Below are 11252 nucleotides of genomic sequence, written 5' to 3'. Positions count from 1 at the left end.
CCGCGGCAACTCCTATCGCCTCAAGGAGAAGCTCAAATCCGGACTCGTCCGCTCATTTGACGAGCAAACCCAACCGGGTGGGGAAATTTGAATTACCACACTGGGGAAAATTCGCTTGCCCTTGACAGATTTCAGCAAGGTCGGCCGCGGCAGTGCGCGCCGTGTCGGCGTCTCCCGCCGCCAGCGCGATGGCCACCTGGGCCTCGCGCAAAGGGGCCCGCTGCAGCCCCCCCGAGGGCGGGCGCTCCTTTGACGGGATATCGACCGGGTGGTCGAGCGCGCTCCGGATCATTGAATAGGCTTCGTCGACGCGTCCCTGGGCCTGGCGCAGCAAGGCAAGCCCCGGTTGAGGGAGCCAGGCATTCTGGTGCGCGGCAAGAAACGCCTCTTCAGCGCCCGCGAAATCTCCCTTGCGCAGCCGCGCGTTGCCGAGTTCGGTTAGCGGCCAACCGAACTCGCGCCGCATCCACGGGCGCAGCTCTTCGCATGCCTGCAAGGCCTCCTGCTCGGCTGCGTCACATGGCCCCCGCAGGCGCATGATCTCTGCCCGGTGCACCCGGCAGCGACCGTGCAGGCCGCCGAACGCCGCCCCCTGGCGCCATCGCTCCATGGCTTCGGTCCATTGCTCGGCTCGGTCGTGCTGGCCGATCCACTGCATCGCGCAGATGAGCTCGCACCACATTTGCCCCGACGTGAGGGGGTCGAGCTTGCCGGCGCTCAACTCCACCGCAACGTCATCCAGCGCGCTGAGCCCTTCATCGAGATAGCCGTCGTGAATGCGGACCCTGGCCAGGGCCACCTGTCCGATGATCGAGGGTGGGGTGAGCCCGTGGATTCGTCCACCGTCAATGGCTCGTTGGGCCCATTGCCCGGTCCCAGGCATGTCGCCACACATCAGGCGTTCGTAGGTTCGCACTGCAGCCAGCCAAGCCCAGACCGGGCTGTCGGGCGCGTCTTTCACCAGACGTTCCGCCCGCGACAGCCAGGCGCGTACGGTGGCCATCAGGCCGGTGTCCATCATCAGATACATGCCCACCATGACCGCCGCGAAGGCCGCGTCATGGGGGCGGGCGTCTTCCAGGTGCAGGCGGTAGAGATCCCCGTACGCGGTCAGCGTGCCTTCCAGGTCTCCGGCCCCATAGGCCGCCCGAGCCCGCAGCTCCAGCAGTGCGGCCGAGGGTGGCACGGACAGGTCGGCGAGCAGTTTCTGAGCCCGGGCGAACTCTCCAGCATCGAGTGCGGTACGAATCGGTGACAGGTCCGCTTGCGTCATCGCTCGTTCCTCTTGTTGCTGTTGTGACAAGGATTGTCACGCCTTGTGGGTAGGTGCAAGGCGCACCTATGCGGAAACTCATTTGATTCTAGGAGTATTGGACATGAATGAAACCCTTTTTGACCGACTCGGCGGCCGCACAGGGATCGACAGGCTGTGCGATCGCATCGTCGAGCTCCACCTCCAGAACGAAGCCGCCGGCCCACGATACCAAGCCCTCGACGACAAGACACTGGACCACGCCCGCGCGAAGGTGAAGGAGTTCCTCGCGGCCGGCAGCGGCGGACCTGTGGAATACACCGGCCGGTCGATGCTCGAAACGCACACCGGGATGAACGTCAGTGCGGCCGAATACGTGGCCGTGGTCGACGACATCTTGCAAGCCATGACCGAAATGGACTATCCGCGCCCGGTCTGCGACGAAGTGCTCGGCATCGCCTATTCGCTGAAGTCAGAAATCATTCACAAATAGGTGAAGGCGCCGGCGGGCCGTCTGACCCATCAGACGCGCCTCAGTTACACCCAATAGGAGGAACGACCATGTTGAATCTCGAAATCCGTCGACTTGCCGACAACACCCCGACGCCGGTGAGCATCGCGTCCCTTGCCATGGAGGTCAGGGGCGAATTCCAATTTCCGCGCGAGGACGCACAGGCCTCGGGCAAGGCAGGAGGAAACGGGGCCGACAGCACCGGACCGGCCGTGATCGTCCGTTGCACCGACCGGCAGGACGTCATGCGCTGCCTGGATTTTGCTTCGCGGCATGATCTGCTGGTTGCGATGCGTAACGGACGCAACGAGCACGCGGCGTGGGACGACTGTGATCAGGGGATCGCGGTCGACCTCAGCGCGCTGCGCACACCGCCGCGGTGACGGCCGGGGCGAAGCTTGAGCGAGCACGAGGGGTCAGGCCTGCAAGGGTTGCGGATGCTTCAAGCCCAGGCCTGACCCCACTCGATCCCTCGCAAATGGAGGATGGAGTTGACCCCGGTCGATTGCGTGCGCAAGAGGGGAGTGATACCTTGGTGACACCACCCATTGGAGTACCCACATGAACACGACTTCGCTCAAACTGCCGGACGACGTCAAGCAACTGGCGGTGGCCGCAGCCAGGCATCAGGGAATCAGCCCACATGCGTTCATGGTGGATGCAATCCGGGCGGCTGCCCTGGCAGCTGAGAAACGTGCGAGCTTTGTCCGCGATGCGCTTGCAACGCAGGCAGAAACACTGGCGTCCGGCGAAGGTCATGAGGCGGACGCAGTGCATGCCTACATCCGCGCGCGTGCGCGCGGCGAGACGGTTTCCAGGCCAGAGGTCACGGCTTGGCGCGACTGATCTACGGCCAGCAGGCGCTGGCCGACCTTGAGCGGGTGACCGACTTCCTGCTCGACACCGACCCACCTGCTGCGGTGGCGACGGTCGACCTGATCCTCGAGGCAATAGAGATCCTCGCGCGCCACCCGCTTGTTGGCCGACCGGCGGAGCACGGCTTGCGCGAACTGGTCATTTCGCGCGGCGCCACCGGCTATGTGGCCCTCTATGCCTTTGAGGAAGCCCACGATACCGTTTTGATACTTGCGCTTCGCCACCAACGCGAAGCGGGTTATCCATCGTCCTGACAGTGGGACAGCGGGATTTCAGAGTAACGGCGCCAACCACCTCCGCGCCGCATCCACGCTCATGCCGGTACGCCCGGCCCAGTCCTCGAGTTGATCCTCTCCGATCTTGCTGATGGCGAAGTAGTGGCTTTGCGGATGGGCGAAGTAAAAGCCGGCGACACTGGCGGCGGGGGTCATGGCCATGGATTCGGTGATGCCCATGCCGGCGTTGGTGGGGGCGTCGAGCAACTCGAACAGAGCGGCCTTGACGGTGTGGTCCGGGCAGGCGGGGTAGCCGGGCGCCGGGCGGATGCCCTGGTATTGCTCCTTGATGAGGGCCGCGTTGTCCAGTGACTCGGCGGCGGCGTAGCCCCAGTATTGCTTGCGTACGCGCTCGTGCAGCCATTCGGCGGTGGCTTCGGCGAGGCGGTCGCAGAGGCTCTTGAGCATGATGGCGTGGTAGTCGTCGTGGGCGGCTTCGAATTCTGCGAGCTTGTGCTCGATGCCGATGCCGGCGGTCACCGCGAAGGCGCCGCACCAGTCGCGCACGCCGCTGGCCTTGGGCGCGACGAAGTCGGCCAGACACCAGTGCAGCTTGCCGCTGGGGCGTTCGTGCTGCTGGCGCAGGCCGTACCAGGTCATGATCGGGGTGGCGCGGGATTCGTCGTCGTAAAGCTCGATGTCGTCGCCCACGCTGTTGGCCGGGAAGAGACCGAACACCGCCTTGGCCTGCACCCATTCCTGGGCGATGAGCACTTCGAGCATGGCCTGCGCGTCGTTGTAGACGTTGCGCGCGGTCTCGCCGACGACCTCGTCGTCGAGAATGTCGGGGAAGCGGCCGGCCAGATCCCAGGTCTGGAAGAAGGGGCCCCAGTCGATGAAGTCGCGCAGCTCGGCGAGATCGACATCCATGGCCATGACACCGGTGGTGTTGGGCTCTTCCGGTTGGTAGGCAGGGTCGGCGAGCGGGTTGAAGGCGTTGGCGCGGGCGGCTTCGAGGCTGACGAGCTGCACGCCCTTCTTGTTGGAGTGCTGGGCGCGGATCTTGTCGTAGTCGGCGGCGAGCTGGGTCTTGAAGTCGGCCGCGCCGCCTTCGGACAGCAGAGCGGTGACCACGCCGACCGCGCGCGAGGCGTCCGGCACGTAGACCACCGGCTGGTCGTAATGCGGCGCGATCTTGATGGCGGTGTGGGCGCGGCTTGTGGTGGCACCGCCGATGAGCAGCGGCAGGTCGAAGCCCTGGCGCTTCATCTCGGCGGCGACATGGCTCATCTCTTCGAGCGACGGGGTGATGAGGCCGGACAGGCCGATGGCCTGGGCGCCGTGTTCGCGCGCGGCGGTGAGGATCTTCTCGCACGGCACCATCACGCCGAGGTCGATGACCTCGTAGCCGTTGCAGCCGAGCACCACGCCGACGATGTTCTTGCCGATGTCGTGCACGTCGCCCTTGACCGTGGCGATGACGATGCGGCCCTTGCTGGTCGAACCGGTGCGCAGCTTTTCGGCCTCGATATAGGGGATGAGGTGGGCCACCGCCTGCTTCATCACGCGCGCGGACTTGACCACCTGGGGCAGGAACATCTTGCCGGCGCCGAAGAGGTCGCCAACCACGTTCATGCCGTCCATCAACGGCCCTTCGATCACCGCCAGCGGCGGCTTGCCTTCGGCCTCGAGCTTGGCGCGCACTTCTTCGGTGTCTTCGACAACGAACTCGGTGATGCCCTTGACCAGCGCGTGGCTGAGGCGCTGCGCCACCGGCATTTCGCGCCAGGTGAGATCGGGCCCGGTGTCCTTGGCCTTGCCCTTGACGGTGGTGGCGATCTCGATGAGAGCGTCGCCCGGACTCTGGCCGGAGGCCGGCTTGCGGTTGAGCACCACGTCCTCGACCTTGTCGCGCAGATCGGCCTCGAGGTCGTCATACACGCCGAGCTGGCCGGCGTTGACGATGCCCATGGTGAGCCCGGCCTTGACCGCGTGATACAGGAACACGGTGTGGATGGCCTCGCGCACCGGGTCATTGCCCCGGAAGCTGAAGCTCACGTTGGAAACCCCGCCGCTGGTCTTGGCGTAGGGCAGGTTGTGCTTGATCCACGCCACCGCCTCGATGAAGTCGACCGCGTAGTTGTCGTGCTCTTCAATGCCGGTGGCGATTGCGAAGATGTTGGGGTCGAAGATGATGTCTTCCGGCGGGAAGCCGGCCCCGCCCTGCTCCACCGGCGCGGTGAGCAGCGTGTAGGCACGTTCGCAGATCTCGACCTTGCGCGCGTAGGTGTCCGCCTGGCCTGTCTCGTCGAAGGCCATGACGATGACCGCCGCGCCATACTGCCGGCACAGCCGTGCCTGGCGCAGGAATTCGGCCTCGCCCTCCTTCATCGAGATGGAGTTGACCACGCCCTTGCCCTGGATGCACTTGAGGCCGGCCTCGATGACGCTCCACTTGGAGGAATCCAGCATGATGGGCACGCGCGAGATGTCCGGCTCGGAGGCGATGAGCTTGAGAAAGCGCTCCATCGCCGCCATAGAGTCGAGCATCGCCTCGTCCATGTTGATGTCGATGATCTGTGCGCCGTTCTCGACCTGCTGGCGGGCGACCGCCAGTGCGTCGTCGAAGCGGCCTTCGAGAATCATCCGCGCGAAGGCGCGCGAGCCGGTCACGTTGGTGCGCTCGCCGACGTTCACGAACAGGCTGTCGGCGCCGACGTTGAAGGGTTCGAGGCCGGACAGGCGCATCTTGCGTTCCAGCGTCGGCACCTTGCGCGGGGCGACGTCGGCCACGGCTTTGGCGATGGCGGCGATGTGTGCCGGCGTGGTGCCACAGCAGCCGCCGACGATGTTGAGCATGCCGGACTGCGCCCATTCGACGATGTCGCCCGCAAGCTGCTCCGGGGTTTCGTCGTAGCCGGTGGGCGACAGCGGATTGGGCAGACCCGCGTTGGGGTGGGCGGACACATGGGTGTCGCACACATGCGAGAGCTCTTCGACGTACTGGCGCAGCTCCTTGGCACCGAGCGCGCAGTTGAGGCCGAAGGAGATCGGCCGTGCGTGGGCGAGCGAGTTCCAGAAGGCTTCGGCGGTCTGGCCGGAGAGGGTGCGGCCGGAGGCGTCGGTGATGGTGCCGGAGATCATCACCGGCAGGCGACGGCCCAGATCGGCGAAAAGCTTCTCGATGGCGAACACCGCCACCTTGGCGTTGAGGGTGTCGAACACCGTCTCGATCAGCAGCAGGTCGGCGCCGCCTTCGACCAGGCCGCGGGCGGCGTCGTAGTAATCGTCGCACAGCGCTTCGAAACTGATGTTGCGGAAGCCGGGGTCATTGACGTCCGGCGAGATCGACAGCGTGCGCGAGGTGGGGCCGACCACGCCGGCACAGAAGCGCGGCTTGCTCGGGTCTTTGGCGGTGAACTCGTCGCACAACTCGCGCACCATGCGGGCGCCGGCGACGTTGATTTCAAACGCGACCGACTCCAGCCCATACTCGGCCTGCGACACACGGGTGCCGTTGAAGGTGTTGGTCTCGATGATGTCGGCGCCGGCGTCGAGATACGCGCGGTGGATCTCGGCGATGACCTCGGGCTTGGTCAGCACCAGCAGGTCGTTGTTGCCCTTGAGATCCTTGGGGTGTGCCAGGAAGCGCTCGCCGCGGTAGTCGCGCTCGCCGAGCTTGTGTTGCTGGATCATCGTGCCCATGGCGCCGTCGAGCACGAGGATGCGCTCGGACATCAGGGCCTGGAGTTCGGATGTGCGGTCGGGCTGCATGGGTGAATCCTTGGAAACGTCGCAGTCTGGCGCCACAAAAGCAAACGGCGCGGCAAACCGGCATGGGTTTGCGAGCGCCGTTGTTCGATTGGCCGAGCCTGGCCCCAGTTAAGGGTCGCAGCGCTCCTCGGCACAACTATGTATTTTAGCGGCCGATGTGCTGCTATGCAAAATCCTGAACCCAAGTGGGCGCGGAAATCAGGCACCGGGTGCAAATTGACCAACTCGTTCGCTGGATCGACGCCCGCTTCGCCGCTTACGCGGCTCCCACAGGAAGTGGAGACGCTTGCACCCCGGGTAGGAGCGGCGTGAGCCGCGAACCGCGCCGGCGATGCGGGTACGCGTTCGTTATCGACGCCCGCTTCGCCGCTTACGCGGCTCCCACAGGAAGTGGAGACGCTTGCACCCCGGGTAGGAGCGGCGTGAGCCGCGAACCGCGCCTGCGATGCAGGTACGCGCGTTCGTTATCGACGCCCGCTTCGCCGCTTACGCGGCTCCCACAGGGAGTGGAGGCGCTTGCGCCCCGGGTAGGAGCGGCGTGAGCCGCGAACCGCGCCTCAGGTCACCACGGATACGGATAATACGGGTGATGCCAAGGGTGGTAGTGCGGCCAGCCGAACCCCATCCCCCAGTACGGATGCGAACCGACGCCAATCGACAGTCCGAAGGGCCAGCGTTGCGGATAGACGAAGCTCTGACTGGTGCGCACCACCTCACCCTCAACGAAGTGCACGTTGAAACGTGTAGCGACCAGATCCGGCCATTCGTTGCTGATATTCCAGTCGTAGACCTCCTCGTTCGACAACGAGAAGCGCTGCACCGAACGGTGCTGGCCGAGCAGGCGTTGCACCTCGTCGACGCTCATGCCGGCTTTCACCCGGGCGAGGTTGCTGCGGGCGAGCGCGTCGAGCTGTTCGACGATGACGCCGTCGGCATCCACGGTGTACATCCAGCACTCGGTGCCGTAGGGCTGGGTGGCGTATTCCAGCGTGCGGGTGCCGTCTTCGTTGTCCCACACCCGGGATGGTGCGCCGCGCTTGGCGAGCAGTTCGGATTCGGCGTCGAAGGTGCGCTGCGGGAGCATGCTCGCGCAGCCGGTGAGCAGCGCGGCGATCAGGATGAGACCAAGGGTTTTGAACGACATCACGGCACCTCCTGCCAGTCTGTTAGGGCCTGTTCTCATTCGCGCTGGCGGATCGCGTGGGTCAGTCTGGCTGTGCCGGCAAGGCGCGCGAGGCAGTCAATGGCCGCCCCCTTGACAACGAGCGCAACGCCGCCGGCGCGGCCAGACTGGCCCACCCGACGGGCTCGCACCAAATGGCCCGCATCTCGGCGTTGCGCCTCCTTGCAAGACAGCCAGTCTTGCTGCGTCGGCGCGCCTTGATCTGCGAGCCATTTGATGCGAGCGCGACCGCCATGGCGAATGAGAACAGGCCCTATGGAGACAAGCGCTCCCGCCGCCATGTTCCGTCCGGTTGCCAGCGGTAGGCGATGCGGTCGTGCAGGCGCGAGGCGCGCCCCTGCCAGAACTCCCAGTAATCCGGCAGCAGGCGATAACCGCCCCAGTGTGGCGGGCGCGGTGGGTTGAGACCGAACTTGAGGCCGTATTCAGCGGCCTTGGCGACGATCACGCCACGGTTCGAAATGGCTTCGCTCTGGTTCGAGGCCCAGGCGCCGATACGGTGCGCGAGCGGCCTTGTCTGAAAATAAGCGTCGGACTCTTCGGCAGACACCTTCTCGACGCTGCCTTCGATGCGCACCACGCGCTCGAGCTCGACCCAGTGGAACTGCAGCGCGGCAAAGGGATGCACTTCAAGCTCATTGCCCTTGCGGCTGTGGTAGTTGGTAAACCACACGATGCCGCGCTCGTCGAAATCCTTGATCAGCACGGGCCGGGTCGATGGCCGGCCGTTCTCACCGACGGTGGCGACCGTCATCGCATTGGGCTCGGGTACCTTGCGCTCGAGCGCTTCGGCAAACCATTCGCGAAACTGCAACAAGGGCTCACTGGCCACTTCGTGGTCTTCTATGGCGCCAAGCTCATAGCTCTTGCGCAGATCGGACAATGGGGTGTCGGACATGGGGTTCTCGGTTCGCAATCAACGCCGGTATTGTACGTTCAGGCTGGTGCGGGTCACGTGGCCAGCGGTGTCGAAATGCACCGTGAAATAAACGGGGTCGGTGATTGTGGGGCCACCATCGACATTCCAGTTGTACACCCGCTCCTGGCTCAGCGCGAAAAACTGGGTGTTGGCATGCTTGCCCAGCACACGCCGCACCTCGTCCAGGGTCATGCCGGCTTTGATGCGCGCAAAGTGCTTTTCGTTCAGCACCTGCTCCACCGAGCGCACAACGCGGTCCGCACCGATGGTGATCATGTGGCACTGGGTGCCCGAGGGCTGGCCGGAGTACTCCCAGGTCACCGAACCATCCTCGTTGCGCCACTCCATACCCGGCTCACCGAGCAACTGACGCACCTCGACGTCGGTGGTGATGCCGGGCTTGATCTTGTCGAACACGAAGGGGTCGCAGCCGGTCAGGCCGACCAGCGCCAGCAGGCTGCACAGGAAGGAAACGAGCGCTTTCATGAGGGGCGGTATCTCGACGGTACAATGCCCCACTTTATGGCATCGGCCCGCCGATGCGAAGCTTCCGACACCACTCGTTACGATGCCAACCGCCAACGAAGCCGACCTGACACCACTGCTCGAAGCCGATGGCGTGACCCGCCGCTTCGGCGGCGTGGTCGCGCTGGATGCGGTGTCTCTCGCGGTGCGCGAAGGCGAGATCTTCGGGCTGATCGGGCCGAACGGCGCCGGCAAGACGACGCTTTTCGACATTCTGACCGGCGTGCAGACGGCCGATGCCGGGCTTTGTCGCTTCGCCGGACAACCGCTGCCTTCGGGCAAACCGCACGAGATCGTCGCGCGCGGCATCGCCCGCACCTTCCAGAACATCCGACTTTTCGGCGAGCTCAGTGTGCTCGACAACGTGCTCGCCGGCCTGCATTCGCGCATGCGTTCGGGCCTGCTCGCAACGCTGGTGGGCACCGGCGGTGCGCGCTCGGAGGCCGGCGAAGCGCAAGAAAAGGCCATGCAGGCGCTGGACGAGGTCGGGCTGGCAGACCGCGCCGACACCCAGGCGCGACACCTTTCCTATGGCGACCAGCGCCGGCTCGAGATTGCGCGCACCCTGGTTTCCACGCCCCGGCTGCTGGCGCTGGACGAACCTGCGGCCGGGATGAACCGGGTCGAGACCGACGCGCTGCGCGCGCTGATCGAACGGATAAGGGGGCGCGGCGTCACCGTGCTGCTGATCGAGCACGACATGCATCTGGTAATGCGCCTGTGCGACCGCATCGCGGTGCTGGATTCGGGTCGCAGCATCGCCCTCGGCCGCCCAGACGAGGTGCGACATGACCCACGCGTCGTCGAAGCCTATCTCGGAGGCGGCCGGACGTGACGACTGAAACCCCGATGCTCGATGTGGTCGAGTTGCACGCGAGCCACGGCCGCATCCCGGCACTGCACGGCATCAGCATGACGCTGGCACGTGGTGAAACCGCCTGCCTGATCGGTGCCAACGGCGCCGGCAAGACCACCACCTTGCGCACGATCGCCGGCGTGCACCCGGCGGACAGCGGCGACATCTTTCTCGACGGCAACAACATCAACCGCCTGCCGGCGCATCGCCGGGTTCGCGAGGGGATATCGCTGGTGCCGGAGGGTCGCGGCGTCTTCGCGCAGCTTACGGTGGACGAGAACCTGCGCCTGGGAGCCTATACCCGCGACAGTGGCATCGACGAAGACCGCGAACGGGTGCTGGAGCTGTTGCCGCGCATTCGCGAGCGCCTCGGCCAGCAGGCCGGCACGCTGTCGGGCGGCGAACAGCAGATGCTTGCGATCGGGCGCGCCCTGCTCGCCCGGCCGCGCCTGTTGCTGCTCGACGAACCGTCGATGGGGCTTGCGCCGATCGTCGTCGAGAAGGTCTTCGAGGTCATCGCCGATGTCGCGCGCAGCGGCGTGACCATTCTGCTGGTGGAGCAGAACGCCCACCTCGCACTCGAGATCGCAGACCGCGCCTGGGTCATGGAGTCCGGCCGCATCGCGCTGGCCGGCAATGCGGCGGCGCTGCGTGAAGACCCCCGGGTGCGCGAGGCTTACCTCGGCGAAGCGGCCGACGGCTGAGCGTATAATTCAAGGTTTAGCTGCGGCCGCATTGGATGCCCGAATGAAACATCTCACCCTGAAAGAAGCCTACGACTTCCTGCAGAGCAACCCGGATGCGCTGCTCATCGATGTGCGCAGCGAGATCGAGTTTCTGTTCGTCGGCCATCCGGTGGGTGCCATTCATGTTTCGTGGAATGACGGCCCCGAATGGGACGTGAATCCGCACTTCGTCGGGGAGGTGCGCAAGCTCACCGGCCACGGCGGGGAAAGGCCGGTATTGCTGATCTGCCGCAGCGGCAATCGTTCGGAGGTCGCGGGCAAGGCCTTGATCGAAGCGGGTTTCCGGAACGTCTTCAACATTCTCTACGGTTTCGAGGGCGAGCTGGACGACAAGCACCACCGCAACTCGGTCAACGGCTGGCGATTCGACGGCCTGCCTTGGGAGCAGTGCTGAC

At 65.3% G+C, this 11252-nt stretch carries 12 protein-coding genes and 1 riboswitch; of the genes, 7 read left to right on the top strand and 5 right to left on the bottom strand.

The features are described from left to right. Positions 1-52: 52 nt before the first annotated feature. The gene (locus GPA21_RS07015; RefSeq protein WP_211163469.1) at positions 53-1273 is read right to left on the bottom strand and encodes an ATP-binding protein; all 1221 of its coding nucleotides are present in this window, start codon (positions 1271-1273) and stop codon (positions 53-55) included. Between the two features lie 103 nt (positions 1274-1376). On the opposite strand from GPA21_RS07015, the gene GPA21_RS07010 reads away from it, so the two are divergent. The 4 genes from GPA21_RS07010 to GPA21_RS06995 all read left to right on the top strand — a co-directional run bounded on the left by GPA21_RS07010 (position 1377) and on the right by GPA21_RS06995 (position 2893). Next, positions 1377-1745 (top strand): group I truncated hemoglobin, encoded by a 369-nt coding sequence (locus tag GPA21_RS07010; protein WP_211163468.1) that lies wholly within the window; start codon positions 1377-1379, stop codon positions 1743-1745. Positions 1746-1816: 71 nt separating this feature from the next. Further along, positions 1817-2146: an FAD-binding protein gene (locus GPA21_RS07005; protein ID WP_211163467.1), complete on the top strand. Its 330-nt coding sequence runs from the start codon at positions 1817-1819 to the stop codon at positions 2144-2146. 178 nt (positions 2147-2324) lie between these two features. Beyond that, on the top strand, positions 2325-2609 hold the full coding sequence (locus tag GPA21_RS07000) for a hypothetical protein (protein WP_168987497.1): 285 nt from the start codon (positions 2325-2327) through the stop codon (positions 2607-2609). Then, entirely contained in the window at positions 2597-2893 is a 297-nt protein-coding gene (locus GPA21_RS06995) for a type II toxin-antitoxin system RelE/ParE family toxin (protein WP_168987496.1), read from the top strand. The genes GPA21_RS07000 and GPA21_RS06995 overlap by 13 nt, the downstream gene beginning before the upstream one ends. 18 nt (positions 2894-2911) lie before the next feature. Here the strand turns inward: GPA21_RS06995 and metH are convergent, their stop codons facing one another. The 4 genes from metH to GPA21_RS06975 form a co-directional block, all read right to left on the bottom strand. Continuing rightward, positions 2912-6628 carry a methionine synthase gene (metH, locus tag GPA21_RS06990; protein ID WP_168987495.1) on the bottom strand — a complete coding sequence of 1239 codons (3717 nt, stop codon included), beginning with the start codon at positions 6626-6628 and terminating at the stop codon, positions 2912-2914. 65 nt (positions 6629-6693) lie between these two features. Then, positions 6694-6763: riboswitch (S-adenosyl-L-homocysteine riboswitch) on the bottom strand. Between the two features lie 427 nt (positions 6764-7190). Next, a complete protein-coding gene (locus tag GPA21_RS06985) occupies positions 7191-7772 on the bottom strand; it encodes a hypothetical protein (protein ID WP_168987494.1) in 582 nt (193 codons plus the stop codon). A 292-nt stretch (positions 7773-8064) separates the two neighbouring features. After that, entirely contained in the window at positions 8065-8709 is a 645-nt protein-coding gene (gene pdxH / locus GPA21_RS06980) for a pyridoxamine 5'-phosphate oxidase (protein ID WP_168987493.1), read from the bottom strand. An 18-nt stretch (positions 8710-8727) separates the two neighbouring features. Continuing rightward, positions 8728-9216 carry a hypothetical protein gene (locus GPA21_RS06975; protein WP_168987492.1) on the bottom strand — a complete coding sequence of 163 codons (489 nt, stop codon included), beginning with the start codon at positions 9214-9216 and terminating at the stop codon, positions 8728-8730. A gap of 106 nt (positions 9217-9322) precedes the next feature. Here GPA21_RS06975 and GPA21_RS06970 point away from each other — a divergent pair, with 106 nt between their 5' ends. From GPA21_RS06970 to GPA21_RS06960, 3 genes are read left to right on the top strand one after another with little or no spacing between them, the layout of a single operon-like run. After that, on the top strand, positions 9323-10090 hold the full coding sequence (locus GPA21_RS06970; RefSeq protein ID WP_211163471.1) for an ABC transporter ATP-binding protein: 768 nt from the start codon (positions 9323-9325) through the stop codon (positions 10088-10090). 14 nt (positions 10091-10104) lie between these two features. After that, positions 10105-10815: an ABC transporter ATP-binding protein gene (locus GPA21_RS06965; protein WP_168987501.1), complete on the top strand. Its 711-nt coding sequence runs from the start codon at positions 10105-10107 to the stop codon at positions 10813-10815. 43 nt (positions 10816-10858) lie between these two features. Then, the gene (locus tag GPA21_RS06960; protein WP_168987490.1) at positions 10859-11251 is read left to right on the top strand and encodes a rhodanese-like domain-containing protein; all 393 of its coding nucleotides are present in this window, start codon (positions 10859-10861) and stop codon (positions 11249-11251) included. Position 11252 lies beyond the last annotated feature (1 nt).

The sequence above is a fragment of the Azoarcus taiwanensis genome, from assembly GCF_012910885.1.
Taxonomy (GTDB): Bacteria; Pseudomonadota; Gammaproteobacteria; order Burkholderiales; family Rhodocyclaceae; genus Azoarcus_F; species Azoarcus_F taiwanensis.
Note: the sequence above shows the minus strand (reverse complement) of the source record. Positions and strands in the feature narration are given on the sequence as shown.

What these genes read in the sequence shown, in the direction of transcription:
- pdxH (WP_168987493.1), bottom strand. Translation starts at nt 8,709, where the DNA reads ATGTCCGACACCCCATTGTCCGATCTGCGCAAGAGCTATGAGCTTGGC.
- metH (WP_168987495.1), bottom strand. Translation starts at nt 6,628, where the DNA reads ATGCAGCCCGACCGCACATCCGAACTCCAGGCCCTGATGTCCGAGCGC.
- GPA21_RS07010 (WP_211163468.1), top strand. Translation starts at nt 1,377, where the DNA reads ATGAATGAAACCCTTTTTGACCGACTCGGCGGCCGCACAGGGATCGAC.
- GPA21_RS06960 (WP_168987490.1), top strand. Translation starts at nt 10,859, where the DNA reads ATGAAACATCTCACCCTGAAAGAAGCCTACGACTTCCTGCAGAGCAAC.
- GPA21_RS06985 (WP_168987494.1), bottom strand. Translation starts at nt 7,772, where the DNA reads ATGTCGTTCAAAACCCTTGGTCTCATCCTGATCGCCGCGCTGCTCACC.
- GPA21_RS07000 (WP_168987497.1), top strand. Translation starts at nt 2,325, where the DNA reads ATGAACACGACTTCGCTCAAACTGCCGGACGACGTCAAGCAACTGGCG.
- GPA21_RS07015 (WP_211163469.1), bottom strand. Translation starts at nt 1,273, where the DNA reads ATGACGCAAGCGGACCTGTCACCGATTCGTACCGCACTCGATGCTGGA.
- GPA21_RS06975 (WP_168987492.1), bottom strand. Translation starts at nt 9,216, where the DNA reads ATGAAAGCGCTCGTTTCCTTCCTGTGCAGCCTGCTGGCGCTGGTCGGC.
- GPA21_RS06965 (WP_168987501.1), top strand. Translation starts at nt 10,105, where the DNA reads ATGCTCGATGTGGTCGAGTTGCACGCGAGCCACGGCCGCATCCCGGCA.